This window comes from Streptomyces sp. NPDC001816, assembly GCF_042892235.1.
Classification (GTDB): Bacteria; Actinomycetota; Actinomycetes; order Streptomycetales; family Streptomycetaceae; genus Streptomyces.
The window spans coordinates 79,071-95,493 of sequence record NZ_JBIATY010000017.1; the positions used below are offsets into that span (position 1 = coordinate 79,071).

The following is a 16,423-nucleotide window of genomic DNA, read 5'->3' on the forward strand; positions in this document are numbered from 1 at the left end:
AGGACCGGACGTCCCCGGGATATCAGAAGTCGACCTGCGCCCGTTCGTCCACCCTGCCCACGGACTCCTGGCCGAAAGCCTTCTCGTAGGCGCGCCGGATGTCCTCGATGCTGCGGTCGCTCGCGTCCGCCCGCCCCTGCGGGTACAGCAGGATCAGCTCGTACGACCGCTCCTTCTCGATGGTGCCGTGCGCGTCGCGCCACTGCCCGCGCCCGCTCTGCACGGTGAGCCCGGCCGGGAAGCCGGGTGTGACCTCCTTGTCGACGAAGGTCATGAACTGCCGGTCGGTGACGGCCGGACCGCCGTCCGGGCGCGCCGTGCCGAAGAAGAGCCGGGTCTCGACGTACGGCTCTGCGCGGGTGTGCGCGGCCGAGTCCGGGGTGGCGAGCGTGGCGTACGCGGTCGGCGCGGCGGCCAGCAGCAGACCGGCCGCGGTGAGGGCGGCACGGGTGGAGGTGAGGTGATTGCGCATGCCCCCACGCCTAACGGGCTCACTCCTCCAGGTCCGGCAGCCGCGCCGGGGACGGGCTGATGCGTTCGCCGTGCTGGTCGAAGACGAACAGGTGGGCGATGTCGACGAGAAGAGGGACCTGCATGCCGTGCCGGAGCCGGATGTCCGGGGTGGTGCGCACGACCAGGTCGCCGGGCAGCCGGCCCTCCACAGGCACGGGTGCGGGGCCGTCGTCCGGCGGGTCCTCCAGGACCACGACCGGCCCGGCGCGCAGGGCACCGGCCCGCTCCCTGAGCCGGTCCAGGACCGTGGAGCCGTCCCGGCGGCGGCGCCGCGCGGGTCGGCCGGACGGGCGCGGGGCCTCCAGCTCCGGTACGACGGCCGGGCTCGAACCGGTGTTGAAGTGGACGAGGACCTCGTGCCCCTGGAACTCCACGTGCTCCACCAGGCCGCTGATCGGCACCTCCCCGGGCCGGGCGGCGGCGGGCTTGGCGATCCGGATCGCCTCCGAGCGCAGTCCGACGATCACCTCACGGCCCTGCTGGACGCGCAGCAACCGGTGGTCGAGGGAGAGGGGTTCGGGCAGGCGCAGCGCCTGTCTGCCGAGGCTGATGGTCATGGCGCCGTCCAGCGGGGCGCGGACCAGGCCGCGCAGCAGATTGATGCGCGGGGTGCCGATGAAGGCGGCGACGAAGACGTTGCGGGGCAGTGCGTAGACCTCGCGCGGGCTGCCGACCTGCTGGAGCACCCCGCCGCGCAGGACGGCGACCCGGTCGCCGAGCGACATGGCCTCGGCCTGGTCGTGGGTGACGTACACCGTGGTCACGCCCAGCTCCCGGGTGAGCTGGGATATTTCTGCCCTTAAGTGGTTGCGGAGCTTGGCGTCGAGGTTGGACAGCGGCTCGTCCATGAGGAACGCGGAGGGGTGGCGGGCGATGGCCCGGCCCATGGCGACGCGCTGGCGTTCGCCGCCGGAGAGCTGGCTGGGGAAGCGGTCGAGCAGGTCCTCGATGCCGAGCATGCGGGCGGTCGCCTCCACGCGCGGGCGGGGGTCGGCGCCCGGGGCCTCGATGCGCAGCGGGAAGCCGATGTTGTCGCGGCTGGTCATGCTCGGGTAGAGGGCGAAGTTCTGGAAGACCATCGCGATGTGCCGGTCGGAGGGCTGCCATTCGTTGGCGTACTCGCCGTCGAGGAGCAGTTCGCCCTCGTCGATCTCCTCCAGGCCGGCGATCATGCGCAGCACGGTGGACTTGCCGCAGCCGGAGGGGCCCAGCAGGACCAGGAACTCGCCGGGTGCGATGTCCAGCGAGAGCCGGTCCACCACGCGGGTGCCCCGCGTGTAGGACTTGCTCACGTCGTGCAGAGAGATGGCGCGTGTCATGGCTGGTGCCCCCGGGGGCTGTCCGGAGCGCCGCTGCTCCGTGGGTCAGAAGGCCGCGTGCGGGTCGTACGAGGCCTGTGGGTCACGGAAGTTAACGGAATGTGCTCGGCCGGGGAAGACGGGGCGCGACATCGGACGCCGCGCCCCTGGCAGGGGCGGAAACGGACGGCGGGATTCGGGTCGCCGGGTGCGGTCACCGCCGTGCGCGCCGTGCGGTCACTTGGTCGCGGTCAGGTGGGCGAAGACCACCACGTTGCTCGAGTAGCCCGTGCGCCGGCTGAACAGGCCGCCGCAGGTGAGCACGCGCAGCTCCGGGCGGCGGACCGGGCCGTACACCTCTTTGTCGGGGAAGTCGGCCTTGTCGAAGACCTTCACCCGGTCCACGGTGTAGACGGCGGTACGGCCGTCCGCCCGCTTGGCCTCGATCGGCTTCCCGGGCTTCACCTGGGCGAGTGCGGCGAAGACGGCGGGGCCGGTCCTGGTGTCGCGGTGGCCGACGGCGATCGCGATGCCGGACTCGCCCGGCGTGGCACCGCCCTGGTACCAGCCGACCTCCTTCGGCCGGCCGAGCGGTGGTGTCTCCAGCTGCCGGTTCCGGTCGAGCCGTAGCCCGATGACCGGCGCGTCGATCCCGAGGGACGGGATACGGAGGGATGTCGGGCGGGACCGGGGCAGCGGGCGGGGCGGGGGCGTCGGGCGGGCCGGGGCGGGATCCTCCCGGCCGGCGCCCCGCCCGTCGGTGCGGGCGGAGCCCGGGTCGGCGGCCGGGCCGCCCGCCTGGAGGGAGGCGGCCGGTCCGCCGGCTCCGCCGCACCGGACCCCCACCGTCACCAGGACGGTGGCGAGCAGGGCCGTCCTGACGAGACGGTAGGCGCGGGTCCTGTGCCACGGCCTGCGTCTGCGCCTACGCGGCGCCATGCGGCCGTCGGCGGATCAGCCGGAGGTACGCCACTCCACTGACCGCAACCAGTCCGACAGCCGCGGCCGCGGCCACGGGCGAGAACGCACCCGAGGTGTCGACGAGGCCGCCGGCGCCCGCGTGCACACCGCCCTTCGGGGGGTCGTTGTGGTCGCCGCCCTGGCCCCAGGGGTCGCCCTGTTGGTTGTTCTGCTGGTTGTTCTGCTGGTGGTCCTCGATCTGGCCCGGACCGTGCGCCGCGTCGTCCTTGCTCAGCTCGCGGCAGTTGACGCGGAAGACCTTTTCCTTGGTGGCACCCGAGACGATCCAGGTGACCTTGTACTGACCGTCCGCCAGCCCCAGCGGGTCGGTGTGTCCGGCGCCGCCGGCGAGCGGGATGGCGCCGGTGACGGTGGCGGCCGTGGGCAGCGGGGGCTGCGGGGTGATGGTGTAGGCGATGCTGGAGAGGGTGTCGAAGTTGACGGCGTCGAGATAGAACCGGCAGACCTGCGACTCCTCCTTCCCCGTGCCGGGAAGCGCGTAGACCCGGTGGACCCTGATGTCGCCGTTTTCCCCTTGGGCCACCGCGGTCGGCGCCGCCACCCAGGATGCTCCACTCGCGGCGAGGGCTGTGAGGACGACAGTGGCGCTCGCGCGGGAGCCGACGGCACGTGGGAGTGTCAGGGTGGGCATGCGCATTCCTCCGAGTTCAGAAGATTTTCATACAAATCGCTCGTTCGCCTGGACTCTGCTTCACGAGCACCGCGCCCCGCGGCATCGACGCCCGGCGCGTCGTCAGATATCGCTCGTGCGGCGCAATGCCGAGCGCCCGGGCCGCTCCCGCTCCGCACGTCCCGGCCCTTCGGGCCGCCCCGGCGACCGCAGCGCCACCCCCGACGACAGCAGCAGCAACGCCCCGAGCATCACGAACGGCGCGGCCACCCCCGCCACGCCCGCGACCAGGCCCGCGGTGGCCGGTGCGGCGACCTGACCGAGCCGGTTGCCGGTCAGCCGCAGCGCGAGCGCGGTGGAGCGGGCGCCCTCGGGGGCGGCCTGGACGACCGTCGTCATGGACAGCGGCTGCCCGACACCGAGGCAGAAACCGAGGACGGTGAGCATGAGGCCGAGCACCCACACCGGCACGGGCAGGGCCACCCCGGCGCACAGGACGGCCGCGAGGAGGCAGGTCACGGTGAGCAGCGCGGGCCGGCCGAGCAGCCGGAGCAGCGGGGTCAGGACCAGACGGCAGGCGATGGTGGCCCCGGCGCGCAGACTGAGCAGGACGCCGATCACCGAGGGGGCGATGCCCCGGTGCTCGCCGACCACCGGGAGGTAGGCGGTGAGGATGTCGGTGGCGGAGAGCACGGAGAGACTGATGAGCATGCCCGCAGGCACGCCCCGGGCGCGCAGGATCCCGCCGACGGGCACCCGGCCGCCTTGCGGGGAACGGGAGTTGACCGCCGTACGGTCCTCGATGCGCCACATCGAGGTGAGCGCGACCGCACCCCCGCGCCCGCCACCACGAGCGCCAGCGCGCTGCTGCCCGCCATGTCGGGGCCGCTGATCAGGGCGCCCGCGGCGACCGGGCCGATGAGCCGGCCGAGGGAGGCGCCGATGGTGAAGTGCCCGAAGTTGCGGTCCTGTTCGTGCGGCGCGGACTGGCGGGCCACCAGGGACTGGGCGCCGATCACGAAGCACAGGTGGCCGAGCCCCATCACTCCGCTCCACAGGGCCATCACCCACAGGGAGTTGACGACTCCGCTCAGGACGCAGCCGCCGGAGACGAGGACCACGCCCACCGGGAGCAGGGGTGCACAGCGGCCGTGGTCGGTGCGCCGGCCGAGCGGTACGGCGGCGAAGAGCGGGAGCAGGGCGTACACACCGGCGATGACGCCGACCGCGCGCTCGTCGGCGCCCAGGGCGAGGGCCTGCCGTCAAAGCTGCCGTCGTCCGCCCGCAGGGCGGGCCGCGCGGTGTCTGGTGCGTGCGAGCGTGCGTGCCAGACGCCGCGCGGCAGGCGGCAGCTTTGACGGCAGGCCCTGGGCCCGGTAGGAGACGGCGGGGCGGGCCATCGACACCGCCGCCTGCGCGAGGCCGAATGCGATGACGAGACGGAGCAGCCAGCCGCGGTTCTTACCGGGCCTCATGAGTACATCCTCCCTCTGCTGGTCAGATGATGCCGAAGAGGATCCCTGACCCGAGCACCACCAGGGAGGTCAGGGCGGCCCACTTCACGACGAACCTGGTGTGGTCGCCGAACTCGACCTTGGCCATGCCGACGAGAACGTACACGGCCGGGACGAGCGGGCTGGACATGTGCAGCGGCTGGCCGACGAGCGAGGCGCGGGCGATCTCGACGGAGGAGACGCCGTGCGCCTGACCGGCCTCGGCGAGCACCGGCAGGATGCCGAAGTAGAAGCCGTCGTTGGACATGAAGTACGTGAGCGGGATGCTCAGCACGCCGGTGACGAAGGCCATGTGCGGGCCCATGCCGGCGGGGATGTTGTCCACCAGCCACTTGGCCATGTGGTCGACCATGCCGGTGCCCTGGAGGACGCCGGTGAAGACGGCGGCGGCGAAGACCATGCCGGAGACGTTGAGCACGTTCTCGGCGTGGGCGGCGATGCGGGCCTTCTGGTCCGGCATGTGCGGGAAGTTGACGGTCAGCGCGAGCGCGGCGCCGAGCAGGAACAGCACCGGGATCGGCAGCCACTCCATGATCATGGCGGTGAGCAGGGCGACCGTGAGCAGCGCGTTGAACCAGTAGAGCCTGGGGCGCAGGGTGGCGCGGTTCGGGTCGAGACCCTGGAAGCGCTCGCCCTCGTGCTCCTCGGGCAGGTCCGCTCCGGTGCCGGAACCACCGCTGCTCCGGGGGCCCTTGCCGGTGCCGGCACCGACCAGGACGGTCTCCGTGCGGGTCTCCTCCACCAGTACCTCGTCCAGCGTCAGCACGCCGAGCCGCTTCCGCTCGCGGCGGCCGAGGACGTAGGCGAGGGCGAAGACGAACAGCAGGCCCACGGCGAGCGCCGGGATCATCGGCACGAAGATGTCGCCGGCATCCAGCTTCAGTGCGGTCGCGGCCCGGGCGGTCGGACCGCCCCAGGGCAGCGTGTTCATCACGCCGTTGGCCATGGCGGCCACACCGGTCATCACGACCAGGCTCATCCTCAGGCGCTTGTACAGCGGGTACATCGCCGAGACCGTGATCATGAAGGTGGTCGAGCCGTCGCCGTCGAGCGACACGATCGCGGCGAGGACGGCCGTTCCGACGACGATCCGCAGCGGATCGGCCTTGCAGAACCTCAGGATCGCCCGGACGATCGGGTCGAAGAGGCCGACGTCGATCATCACACCGAAGTAGACGATCGCGAACATGAGCATCGCCGCGGTGGGGGCGAGGCCGGTGACGCCGTCGATGACGTAGTCGCCGAGCCCCGCCCCCTTACCGACGAAGACGCAGAACAGTGCCGGGATCAGCACGAGCGCCGCGATCGGCGACATCTTCTTCAGCATGATCAGGACCAGGAAGGTCGCGATCATGGCGAAGCCGAGGATGGTCAACATGAGTGGATACCTAACGTTCGCCCTTGAACATCCCACCTGGGGCTGGCGGTGCGACGACGTTAGGTCGCGTCAAACGGCGTTAACAAGACGTTGACGCGCGAGCAATAAGCGCAAAACTCCAGGTCACAGCTGTGCGGCGAGCGCGGCGATCTCGACGGGCACGCCGTTGAGGACCGCGTTGCCCGACAGCGGGTCGAGCAGGCTGCCGTCGAGGAGCTGGTTGACGTTGACACCGGGCTCCCGGACCGCATGGCTCATCCGGGTCCCGGGGCGGTCGTGACCCCAGCCGTGCGGCAGGCTCACCACGCCCGGCCGGACGCCGTCGGTGACCTCGGCGGGGGCGACCACCTCTCCCCCGGCCCCCTTCACGCGTACGTCCGCCCCGTCCCGCACGCCGAGGCGCTCCGCGTCCTCGGGGTGGATGTGCAGGGTGCAGCGGTTGCTGCCGCCGGTGAGGGCGGGCACGTTGTGCATCCAGCTGTTGTTGGAGCGCAGATGGCGGCGGCCGACGAGGACAAGCCCCGCGGGGCGCTCGCGCAGGGCCGCCCGGAGCCGGGGCAGGTCGCCGGCGATCGGCTCGGGCAGCAGCTCGACCTTGCCGCTCACGGTCTTCAGCGGCTGCGGCAGCCGGGGCCGCAGCGGGCCGAGGTCGATGCCGTGCGGGTGGGCGAGCAGCCGGTCCAGGTTCAGTCCGTCGGGCCGTACGCCGAAGCCGTCGCCGTAGGGGCCGAGGCGCAGCATCAGGTCGAGCCGGCGCTCGGGGCCGGTGTCCCCGGTGAGCAGGTCGGCGAGTTCCTTCGGGTCGCGGCCGTGCACCGGGGAGTGGGGCTCCTGGACGGCCTTGCCGAGGGTCTGCTCGATCACCATCGCGTCGACCGCGCCCGGGTCGGCGCCGTGCATGCCGATCGCGGCCAGGGTCAGCCGGGCGAGGATCTCGGTCTCGGCCATGCGGCCGGGTTCGAGGGGGACGGCGGGGCGGCTGTAGCGGACCTGGTTGCGGACGGCGAGGGTGTTGAAGGCGAAGTCGTGGTGCGGGCTCTGCGCGGGCGGCGGCGGGGGCAGTACGACGTCGGCGTGGCGGGAGGTCTCGTTGAGGTAGGGGTCGACGCTGACCATGAAGTCCAGCGAGTCCAGGGCCTTGTCGAGGCGCCGGCCGTCGGGGGCGGACAGCACCGGGTTGGCCGCGACCACGACGAGCGCCCGGACGGGCTCGCCCGCCTCGGTGGCGGTGTCGATCTCCTCGGCGAGCGCGGAGAGCGGCAACTCGCCCTTGGCCTCCGGCAGTTGCCGTACGCGAGAGTGCCAGCGGCCGAGCGTGAAGCCGTGTCCGGGGCCCGCCGGGCGGGGCGTCCTGTCGGTGGCGGCCTGCGGGAACAGGGCGCCGCCCGGCCGGTCCAGGTTGCCGGTGAGGATGTTGAGGACGTCGACCAGCCAGCTCGCCAGGGTGCCGTGCGGGACGGTGCAGCTGCCGATGCGGGCGTAGACGGCGGCGGTGGGGGCGGCGGCGAGTTCGCGGGCGAGGGTGCGGATGAGGCCGGGCTCGACGTCGCACGCCTCGGCGACGGCCTCGGGAGTGAACTCGCGCAGGGCGTCGCGGAGTTCGGGCAGTCCTTGGACGTGCGGGCCGAGGTCCCCGAGGTCGGTCAGGTCCTCCTCGAACAGCACGGTGGCCAGCGCTGCGAGCAGCAGGGCGTCGGCGCCGGGCCGGACGGCGATGTGCCGGTCGGCGAGCTTCGCGGTGCGGGTGCGGCGCGGGTCCACGACGGTGAGCCGGCCGCCGCGGGCGCGGAGGGCCTTGAGCTTGCCGGGGAAGTCGGGTGCGGTGCACAGACTGCCGTTGGATTCCAGGGGGTTGGCGCCGATGAGGAGCAGGTGGTCGGTGTGGTCGAGGTCCGGCACCGGGATGGCGTTGGCATCGCCGAAGAGCAGCCCGCTGGAGACGTGCTTGGGCATCTGGTCGACCGTGGAGGCGGTGAACAGGCTGCGGGTGCGCAGCGCGCCGAGCAGGACCGGCGGGTAGAGGGCGCCGGCCATGGTGTGCACGTTGGGGTTGCCGAGGACGATGCCGAGGGCGTCGGCGCCGTACCGCTCCACGACCGGGCGCAGGCCCGCGGCGACCGCGTCGAAGGCCTCCTCCCAGGTGGCCTCGCGCAGGGCGCCGTCCTCGCGGACGAGCGGGGTGCGCAGCCGGTCGGGGTCGCCGTCGACGGCGCCGAAGGAGGCGCCCTTGGGGCAGATGAACCCCTTGCTGAAGACGTCCTCGCGGTCGCCGCGGGCGCCGGTGACACGGGTGCCCTCGATGGTGAGGGTCAGCCCGCAGGTCGCCTCGCAGAGGGGGCAGATTCGCAGGGCGGTGCGGGACACGGGTCCTCCCGGAGGGTCGGCGGCGGCCGTACCGCTGGGGCACAGGCGGGCTCGGGCGAGCATACCGACCGGTAGGCATGGAGGGGAGCCCTTTGTCGTCACCGGGATCCTTACGAAGGCTCAGTCGAGCACACGTCCCAGGTACGCCCGCAGCAGTTCCCGTGTCTCGTGGATGATCGCCTCGTCGCCCTGAGGGTCGATCCGGAAGGCCAGCTGCACCAGGGTGTCCGCGCTCTCCACGGCGACCAGGAAGACGCGTCGCAGCTCGTCGTCCGGGGTGCGGCCGAGGTAGCCGGAGAGCAGGTCGGTGAGGCGGTCGGCGACCCGGGTGTTGGGTTCGGCCTGGCGGGCGCCGACCGGGATCTGGTTGCCGAAGTCGACGAGGGAGAAGCCGGGCGCGGTGCGCTTCATGCTCAGGTACTCGTCCAGTACGGCGTCCATGGCACCCCGCCAGTCGCCCCGCTGCGCCTGTCCGAGGCGCTGGGTGACGCGGTCGGTGTACCGCTCCAGATTGCGCTGGGCGAGGGCGTCGGCCATCTGCCGCTTGTTGCCGAAGAAGCGGTAGACCGAGCCGATGGGCACTCCGGCGCGCAGGGCCACCGCGCGGGTGCTCAGCTCGTCGTAGCCGACCTCGTCGAGGAGGTCGGCGCAGGCATCCAGGATCCTGGTCAGCCGTTCGGCGCTGCGCCGCTGGACAGGCGCGCGACGAAGCGATGTCGCGTGGGGCACGGGCTTCATGATGCCTTTCCGCCGGAGTCCGGTGAACCTCGCCCCCCAGTACGGAAAAGGGTGCCCTTTGCACTCATCAGGGGTCACCTGCACTCGTCAGAGGTCGCCCGCACTCGCCAGGGGCCGCCCGCACGCATCAGGGGCCGCCCGCACTCGCCAGAGGCCGCCCGCACGCATCATCGGCCGCCCGCACTCGTCAGGGGGTCGCCGCCGACCCCGTCTCCGCGCCGGACGCCGTGATGTCGGCGGTGCTCTGGACCGGCTTGCCGTGCACGGCCCACACCGTGCCGTCGTCGGCGTACAGGCGGGCGGTGACGTGGTGGGTGCCGTGCGGGAACAGGCGGGGGGCCAGGTGGTACTCGGGTGCGTCCAGCCGGGCCACCCGGCGGCCGTCGACGAAGAGGGACGCAAGGCCGCGCCCGTGGACCGCCTTCGACCGCGCGCCGGCCGGGGAGAAACGGAAGTGGCGCAGCCTCAGCCTGACGTCCCAGCCGCCGGCCGCGTCCGGGGTCACCTCGACGCCGACCTCGGGCGCGTCCTCCTTGCCGACCTCGCGCAGATGCCGGCCGGCCTCGTCCGTGTCATCCAGGACCTTGCCCACCGGCGAGGGTGAGATGGCACCGGCATCCCCGTGCGCCTCACTGGTCCCGCAGCCCTGCGCCCCGAGCGGCAGCAGGACGCAGACCGAGAGCAGGGTCAGGGCTCTGCGCCTCCACGACGTCCACGACATGCCGGGGAGATTAGAACAACGTTCCGCCAACCGAATCCCCCTGAAGTCTGGTTCCGGCCCCTCCCCCGGAGGGAGGACGACCCGGCGCCCTCTTGCGCCCGCCCGCGCTCATTCCTACGGTGATGCATAGGAATGAGAAGCGCAAGGGAGCGATCATGAGCGGGGACGCACGGAAGACCGCCGAGGGCCTGTCGTATCTGTCCGGGTTCGGCAATGAACACGCCTCGGAGGCAGTGCCGGGCGCCCTGCCCGAGGGCCGCAACTCGCCGCAGCGCGCGCCGCTCGGCCTGTACGCAGAGCAGCTGAGCGGTTCGGCCTTCACCGAGCCGCGGGCGCACAACCGCCGCTCCTGGCTGTACCGCATCCGCCCGTCGGCCGCGCACCCGGCGTTCACCCGGACCGACAACGGCGCGATCCGCACCGCTCCCTTCACCGAGACCGTGCCCGACCCCAACCGGCTGCGCTGGAACCCGCTCCCCGAGCCGCCGGCCGGCACGGACTTCCTGGCGGGCCTGTGGACCCTCGGCGGCAACGGCGACGCGAGCCAGCGCACCGGCATGGCCGTGCACCTGTACCATGCCAACTCCTCGATGGAGCGGGTCTTCTCCGACGCCGACGGAGAGCTGCTGATTGTGCCGGAGCGCGGCGGGCTGCTGCTGCACACCGAGTTCGGCAGGCTCCATGTGGAACCGGCCCATGTGGCGCTGATTCCGCGTGGGGTGCGCTTCCGTGTGGAGCTGTTGGACGCTGCATCTGACGGCGGGCAGAGCCCGACGGCGCGCGGCTATGTGTGCGAGAACTACGGGGCGCCCTTCCAGCTCCCCGACCTGGGGCCCATCGGCGCCAACGGGCTCGCCAACGCCCGGGACTTCCGGGCGCCGGTCGCCGCGTACGAGGACGTGGAGGGCCCGGTGGAGGTCGTGAACAAGTTCTGCGGCAACCTCTGGACGGCGACGTACGAGCACTCGCCCCTCGACGTGGTCGCCTGGCACGGCAACCATGTGCCGTACGTCTACGACCTGCGCCGTTTCAATGTGATCGGCACCATCTCGTACGACCACCCGGACCCGTCGATCTTCACGGTGCTGACCTCCCCGTCGGACACCCCGGGCCTGGCCGGCGTCGACTTCGTGGTCTTCGCGCCCCGCTGGCTGGTGGGCGAGGACACGTTCCGGCCGCCGTACTTCCACCGGAACGTGATGAGCGAGTACATGGGCCTCGTCGAGGGCGCCTACGACGCCAAGGCGGAGGGCTTCGTGCCGGGCGGCGGCTCGCTGCACAACATGATGTCCGCGCACGGCCCGGACCGGGAGACCTTCGACAAGGCGAGCGCCGCCGAACTGAAGCCGCAGAAGGTCGACGACGGGCTGGCGTTCATGTTCGAGACGCGCTGGCCGGTGACGCTCACCCCGCACGCGGCCGGGGCGGACCACCTCCAGCAGCGCTACGACGACGTGTGGCAGGGACTCGAGCGTCACTTCCGCGCGCTGTGACACCCGCGTTGCACCGGACGTTCCTCAACAGGTACGGATAGCCATGTGACCTCCTTCGCTCCGGATTCGATCGTCCTGAACCGCAAGCTGCCGCTGTGGTACCAGGTGTCGCAGTCGCTGCGCGCCTCGATACTCGGCCGCTCGCCGCGGGATCCGCTGCGCCTGCCCACCGAGGAGCAGCTGGCCGAGCACTACGGGGTCAGCGTGCTGACCATGCGGCAGGCGCTGAAGGAGCTGGAGGACGAGGGGCTGATCAGCAGGCACCGGCGGCGCGGCACGTTCATCGAGCCGGATGTGCGGCGCGGTGCTCCGGTGCGGCTTCTCGGCTCGGTGGACGCGATCGTGGCCCAGCAGTCCGGCATGACGACCGAGCTGCTGGACCACGGCAGCACCCCCGTGCCGGCCGATCTCGCCGAGCACTTCCCGGACCTCACGGAGGTGGCGACGTACCACCGTCTGCGCAGCGACGAGACGACCGGCGAGCCGACCAACCACGCCCTCAACCACGTGCGCCCCGAACTGGCCGCGCGCATCGACCTGGACGACCTGGTCCGCTGGCCGATGACGAAGGTGCTGCGGGATGTCGTCGGGGCGGACATCAGCCGCATCACGGACACCGTGGAGGCACGGCTCGCCGACCCGGAGACCGCCCGCCTGCTGGAGGTGCCGCTGCTCAGCCCGATCCTGCACTACACGGGCGTGACGTACGACGCCGAGGGCCGGGTCCTGGACGTGGCGGTCATCCACTACCGGGGGGACCGCTTCTCCTTCACGGTGACCTTGGACGCCACCTGACCCGGCGACCGGAGGCAGGCCGTACCATGCCCAGCGTGACGCGCGACGACGCTCCGCTGCTCGCGGACCTCATGCCGTGGTCCGTCGCACCGCTGCGGCCGGGCCGCGCCTGGCCGACGGCACCCGACGCGGCTTCCCTGAAGGCCCGCTGGGACGCCCTGCTCAAGGCCGAGGGGCCGGACCGGGAGGCCCTGTTCGAGCCGACCCGCTCCCGCACACCGCAGTCCGCGGTGGGGCAGCTGCCCGGCCAGTCCACCGGCACGGAGCGGCTGGCGCGCGCCGATGGCCCCTGCGCCGAGCCGGTACGGGTCCTGGCGGCGCCCTTCGACGAGCAGTGGCTGATCCCCGACCACCGGCTGATCGACACGGCCCGCCCGGAGTTGTGGCGGGTGGCGGACGAACACCAGGTGTTCGTGGTGGAGACAGGCGCGGAGACACCCGAGCACACCCCTCTCCTGGCAACCTCCCTCCTCCCCACCCTCCGCACAGGCCGTATCCGCCCGCTCTACCGCCGCCCGAACGGCACGGAACCCAACCTGGCACCGGGCCTGCTGGACCACCTCTCCACCCGCCTCGGCACTCGCCCCACCCCGCCGGACGTACTGGCCTGGATCCTGGCGACGATCCGCCCCGACCTCACCGTGCCGCTCACCGAGGACACGGAACTCTGGTCCGGGGGCGTCGAGCTGGGCCACCGCATGCTGTGGCTGATGCGCCGCGACGGCGACCGCCCCAAACTCCCCGGCGGCCGCCGCCCGTACGTCCGCGCCCCCCTCCCCACCCGCCCTCTCACCCTCGACTACGACCGCGACGCGGAGACCCTCCACCTCGACGAGGGCCGCATCTCCCCCGTCCCACCGGAGGCCTGGGACTACGAGGTGTCGGGAGCCCGCGTCCTGGAGACCTGGTTCGCCGCCCGCACGACCCCGCCCGAGCCGGGCACGCTGGCCGCCATCCGCCCGACCGCCTGGCCCCAGCCCTGGACCTCCGAACTCCTCGAACTGATCACGGTCCTGGCCCTGCTGTCGGAACTCCGCCCACAGCGGGCCGACTTGAAGCCGACCTCGACGATCACCGCGACCGACCTCCGCAAGGCGGACATCCTCCCGGCCCCGGACTCCTCCCACCGCCCCGCCTCGGTCCTGGACCACCACGAGGAGGGCCCGGAGGGCCAGTTCGCGCTGCTCTAGCGCGGCTTGTCCAGGGCGGCCCGCAGCCGTGCGATGTCCTCGACATCCTTGGCACGGCGAGGCCGGGACGGATCCCAGACGGGCATCATCCGCTCGATCTCGATCTGGGCGCGCGGGCTGACGATCGATTAGTTGGCGCTCAGCGCGCTCCTTGTCCAGCATCGAGCCACCGATCCGATCAAGGCAGCCTCACGGCAACTCCCAAGGGCGCGCGGGGCCGTATCGACATGCGGCTCCGCCGCATGGGCGCGACCAGCCCCCACACAGCCGCACCCGCCAAACCACGCAAGCTAGCGCCGCGCAAACGCATCCAACACCCGCTCCAACGCCCTCTGAAAAACCGCCTCCAGATCAACCGGCCCCGGATCCTCCGTGAACGCCGCCGCCATCCTCGGATAGGCGCCGGAGGCGAGCCGGCCGGTCAGGTACGCCGCGCGGGCCGTGTTCTCCTCGTCCTCCGACCAGGGCAGGGCACGTACCCGCTCAGCGGTGTCGAACTCGTTGCGGACGTACGTGGTCACCACGCCGTTCAGCATCGCGATCAGTTCCAATTTGGTGCCGTTGGACACCTCCAGCGGGTCCAGGCACGCCAGGCAGTGCTCCAGATAGCGCAGGGCGTGCGGGCTGAAGCCGTAGACCGGGGACATCAGGCGCGGCACCCACGGGTGGCGGTGCATCAGCGCGCGCGTCTCGTGGGCCACCCGGAGCAGATCCGCCCGCCAGTCCCCGCTGGGCTCCCACGGGACGTGCTCCGCGCTCACGGCGTCCATCATCAGCTCGTACAGGTCCTCCTTGCGGGGGACGTAGTTGTACAGCGACATGGTGCCGCAGCCCAGCTCGGCCGCGACGTGCCGCATCGAGACCCCGTCGAGTCCCTGCGCGTCGGCGATCCGGACGGCCGCCGCCGCGACGTCGTCGCGCGTGTACGCCGGCTTCGGGCCCCGGCCCGTGCGCTCGGGGCGCGCCCAGATCACTTCGGGGACGACCCCTCGGACTGCCATCGATCATCACCTCGGCCACCATCGTAGTTACGTACGGCGTACGTAGTGCGGTATGGCCGCGACATGACTACTACGTACGCTGTACTCAGTGAGGGGCTGGAGAAGCGCTTCGGCGCTGTACACGCCCTGCGGGGGCTCGACCTTGCCGTGGGGCAGGGCACGGTGTGCGGGCTGTTGGGTCCGAACGGCGCGGGGAAGACGACGGCAGTACGGCTGCTGACCACGCTGCTGCGGCCCGACGCGGGTTCGGCGCGGGTCGCCGGGCACGACCTGGTGCGGAACCCGGCCGCGGTACGGAGCCGGATCGGGGTCACCGGGCAGTACGCCTCGGTCGACGGGGACCTCACCGGCCGGCAGAACCTGCGGCTGTTCGCGCGGCTGCACCGGGTGCGGGGCCCGGCCGGCCGCGCCGACGAGCTGCTGGAGCGGTTCGGGCTGGCCGAGGCCGCGGACCGCAGGGCGTCCACCTACTCGGGCGGCATGCGGCGCCGGCTGGACCTCGCGGCGAGCCTGATCCGCCGGCCCGACGTGCTCTTCCTCGACGAGCCGACCACCGGACTGGACCCGGCCAGCCGCACCCGCATCTGGGAGGCGGTGCGCGACCTGAAGGCGGACGGCACGACGGTGCTGCTCACCACGCAGTACCTGGAGGAGGCCGACCAACTCGCCGACGACATCGCCCTGGTGGACCGGGGCAGCGTCGCGCACACCGGCTCGCCCGCCGAACTCAAGGCGCTCATCGGGTCGTACGCCGAGGCCGTCGTCGCACACGCCGACGGGCTGCCGGACGCGGCCGCCGTGCTCGACCAACTCACCGGCTCCGCACCCGTGTTCGACCGTGAGCGCAACGCGGTCGGCGCGGTCACCACCGATCCGACCCTCACCCTGCCCCGCCTGGTGCGCGAACTCGACGCGGCCGGGGTGCCGTTGCTCGACGCGAGTCTGCGGCCGCCGACCCTCGACGACGTCTTCCTGCGGCTCACCGGGGAGTCCGCCGACGACAGGGAGCTGGTGGCATGAGCGCGTTGACCCACGACGGACTGGCGATGACGGGCCGGCAGCTGCGCCGGGTCCGCAACAACCCCGGCCTCGCCGTGCTGACCCAGCTGATGCCGGTCAACATGCTGCTGTTCTTCGGCTACGTCTTCGGCAGCGCCCTGGCGATGCCCGGCCGCGAGTACCGCTCCTTCCTCGTGCCGGGCCTGCTGGTCGCGACCGCCGCCGGTGGCCTCATGACGGGCATGTTCCAGGCCGCCCAGGACACGCACCGGGGCGTGATGGACCGCTTCCGCACGATGCCGGTGAGCCGGGCCGCGGTACCGCTCGGGCAGGCGGTGGCGGACCTCGTCGTCACCACCCTCGGCACCGTGCCCCTGCTGCTGGTGGGGCTCGCGGTGGGCTGGCGGATCGAGGGCTCCGCGCCCGCGGCCGCCGGAGCCGTGGGTCTGCTGCTGCTCTTCCGGTTCGCCTGCACCTGCGCCGGGATCTTCCTCGGGCTGCTCACCCGCAGCGAGGACGCCGCCGGGCAGCTCGGCGCCTCCTCCTTCGTGCTGCCGCTGCTGTCGAACGCCTACATTCCCACCGGCAACCTGCCCGGCTGGCTGCGCACGCTCGCCGAGTGGAACCCGATCAGCGCGGTGACCACCGCCCTGCGGAAGCTGTTCGGCAACGCGCGGGTCCCGGCGGACTCCGCCTGGCCCGTGGCTCACCCCGTCGCCGGGGCGCTGCTGTGGAGCCTCGTCCTGATCGCCGTGTTCCTGCCGCTCGCCGTACACCGGTACGCGCACGGCGAGCGATGACCCACTGCTGACAAAGTCGCCGGTCAGG

At 72.2% G+C, this 16,423-nt stretch carries 14 protein-coding genes and 1 pseudogene; 5 read left to right on the forward strand and 10 right to left on the reverse strand.

All coding sequences use genetic code 11. The annotated features are described in order from the left end of the window. Positions 1-22: 22 nt before the first annotated feature. From ACFYZZ_RS41035 to ACFYZZ_RS41075, 9 genes and pseudogenes are all read right to left on the reverse strand, one after another. Entirely contained in the window at positions 23-472 is a 450-nt protein-coding gene (locus ACFYZZ_RS41035; RefSeq protein WP_389187820.1) for a DUF3574 domain-containing protein, read from the reverse strand. A gap of 19 nt (positions 473-491) precedes the next feature. Continuing rightward, entirely contained in the window at positions 492-1,832 is a 1,341-nt protein-coding gene (locus ACFYZZ_RS41040) for an ABC transporter ATP-binding protein (protein WP_389187823.1), read from the reverse strand. Positions 1,833-2,048: 216 nt separating this feature from the next. Further along, positions 2,049-2,750, reverse strand: a complete 702-nt coding sequence (locus ACFYZZ_RS41045) for a class F sortase (protein ID WP_389187826.1) — start codon at positions 2,748-2,750, stop codon at positions 2,049-2,051. Further along, positions 2,737-3,423, reverse strand: a complete 687-nt coding sequence (locus tag ACFYZZ_RS41050; protein WP_389187829.1) for a hypothetical protein — start codon at positions 3,421-3,423, stop codon at positions 2,737-2,739. Before ACFYZZ_RS41050 ends, ACFYZZ_RS41045 begins: the two co-directional genes overlap by 14 nt. A 102-nt stretch (positions 3,424-3,525) precedes the next feature. Continuing rightward, positions 3,526-4,658, reverse strand: a pseudogene (locus ACFYZZ_RS41055) (MFS transporter); the annotation flags it as partial. Between the two features lie 241 nt (positions 4,659-4,899). Continuing rightward, positions 4,900-6,294, reverse strand: coding sequence for a CitMHS family transporter (locus ACFYZZ_RS41060; protein ID WP_389187832.1), 1,395 nt, complete (start codon positions 6,292-6,294; stop codon positions 4,900-4,902). Between the two features lie 123 nt (positions 6,295-6,417). Next, complete coding sequence (locus tag ACFYZZ_RS41065) at positions 6,418-8,658, reverse strand: molybdopterin oxidoreductase family protein (protein WP_389187835.1); 2,241 nt, start codon at positions 8,656-8,658, stop codon at positions 6,418-6,420. Positions 8,659-8,778: 120 nt separating this feature from the next. Then, positions 8,779-9,396 (reverse strand): TetR family transcriptional regulator, encoded by a 618-nt coding sequence (locus tag ACFYZZ_RS41070; RefSeq protein WP_386574610.1) that lies wholly within the window; start codon positions 9,394-9,396, stop codon positions 8,779-8,781. Between the two features lie 187 nt (positions 9,397-9,583). Further along, positions 9,584-10,117: a hypothetical protein gene (locus tag ACFYZZ_RS41075; protein WP_389187838.1), complete on the reverse strand. Its 534-nt coding sequence runs from the start codon at positions 10,115-10,117 to the stop codon at positions 9,584-9,586. Positions 10,118-10,272: 155 nt separating this feature from the next. On the opposite strand from ACFYZZ_RS41075, the gene hmgA reads away from it, so the two are divergent. The 3 genes from hmgA to ACFYZZ_RS41090 are packed head-to-tail and all read left to right on the forward strand — an operon-like array spanning position 10,273 to position 13,595. Then, a complete protein-coding gene (gene hmgA, locus ACFYZZ_RS41080) occupies positions 10,273-11,610 on the forward strand; it encodes a homogentisate 1,2-dioxygenase (protein WP_389187841.1) in 1,338 nt (445 codons plus the stop codon). A gap of 45 nt (positions 11,611-11,655) precedes the next feature. Next, positions 11,656-12,405: a GntR family transcriptional regulator gene (locus tag ACFYZZ_RS41085; protein WP_389187844.1), complete on the forward strand. Its 750-nt coding sequence runs from the start codon at positions 11,656-11,658 to the stop codon at positions 12,403-12,405. 26 nt (positions 12,406-12,431) lie between these two features. Beyond that, positions 12,432-13,595: a type ISP restriction/modification enzyme gene (locus tag ACFYZZ_RS41090; RefSeq protein ID WP_389187848.1), complete on the forward strand. Its 1,164-nt coding sequence runs from the start codon at positions 12,432-12,434 to the stop codon at positions 13,593-13,595. A gap of 290 nt (positions 13,596-13,885) precedes the next feature. Here ACFYZZ_RS41090 and ACFYZZ_RS41095 read toward each other — a convergent pair whose 3' ends face one another. Further along, on the reverse strand, positions 13,886-14,596 hold the full coding sequence (locus tag ACFYZZ_RS41095; RefSeq protein ID WP_389187851.1) for a TetR/AcrR family transcriptional regulator: 711 nt from the start codon (positions 14,594-14,596) through the stop codon (positions 13,886-13,888). A gap of 63 nt (positions 14,597-14,659) precedes the next feature. Between ACFYZZ_RS41095 and ACFYZZ_RS41100 the strand changes: the two genes are divergently transcribed. Both ACFYZZ_RS41100 and ACFYZZ_RS41105 read left to right on the forward strand, forming a co-directional pair. Continuing rightward, positions 14,660-15,616: an ATP-binding cassette domain-containing protein gene (locus tag ACFYZZ_RS41100; RefSeq protein WP_389187854.1), complete on the forward strand. Its 957-nt coding sequence runs from the start codon at positions 14,660-14,662 to the stop codon at positions 15,614-15,616. After that, on the forward strand, positions 15,613-16,395 hold the full coding sequence (locus tag ACFYZZ_RS41105; RefSeq protein WP_389187857.1) for an ABC transporter permease: 783 nt from the start codon (positions 15,613-15,615) through the stop codon (positions 16,393-16,395). Before ACFYZZ_RS41100 ends, ACFYZZ_RS41105 begins: the two co-directional genes overlap by 4 nt. The last annotated feature ends 28 nt before the right edge of the window (positions 16,396-16,423 follow it).

Coding starts and splice junctions, on each gene's coding strand:
- ACFYZZ_RS41095 (WP_389187851.1), bottom strand. CDS start 14,596: ATGGCAGTCCGAGGGGTCGTCCCCGAAGTGATCTGGGCGCGCCCCGAG.
- ACFYZZ_RS41045 (WP_389187826.1), bottom strand. CDS start 2,750: ATGGCGCCGCGTAGGCGCAGACGCAGGCCGTGGCACAGGACCCGCGCC.
- ACFYZZ_RS41040 (WP_389187823.1), bottom strand. CDS start 1,832: ATGACACGCGCCATCTCTCTGCACGACGTGAGCAAGTCCTACACGCGG.
- ACFYZZ_RS41035 (WP_389187820.1), bottom strand. CDS start 472: ATGCGCAATCACCTCACCTCCACCCGTGCCGCCCTCACCGCGGCCGGT.
- ACFYZZ_RS41105 (WP_389187857.1), top strand. CDS start 15,613: ATGAGCGCGTTGACCCACGACGGACTGGCGATGACGGGCCGGCAGCTG.
- hmgA (WP_389187841.1), top strand. CDS start 10,273: ATGAGCGGGGACGCACGGAAGACCGCCGAGGGCCTGTCGTATCTGTCC.
- ACFYZZ_RS41070 (WP_386574610.1), bottom strand. CDS start 9,396: ATGAAGCCCGTGCCCCACGCGACATCGCTTCGTCGCGCGCCTGTCCAG.
- ACFYZZ_RS41100 (WP_389187854.1), top strand. CDS start 14,660: ATGACTACTACGTACGCTGTACTCAGTGAGGGGCTGGAGAAGCGCTTC.
- ACFYZZ_RS41050 (WP_389187829.1), bottom strand. CDS start 3,423: ATGCCCACCCTGACACTCCCACGTGCCGTCGGCTCCCGCGCGAGCGCC.
- ACFYZZ_RS41060 (WP_389187832.1), bottom strand. CDS start 6,294: ATGTTGACCATCCTCGGCTTCGCCATGATCGCGACCTTCCTGGTCCTG.
- ACFYZZ_RS41075 (WP_389187838.1), bottom strand. CDS start 10,117: ATGTCGTGGACGTCGTGGAGGCGCAGAGCCCTGACCCTGCTCTCGGTC.
- ACFYZZ_RS41090 (WP_389187848.1), top strand. CDS start 12,432: ATGCCCAGCGTGACGCGCGACGACGCTCCGCTGCTCGCGGACCTCATG.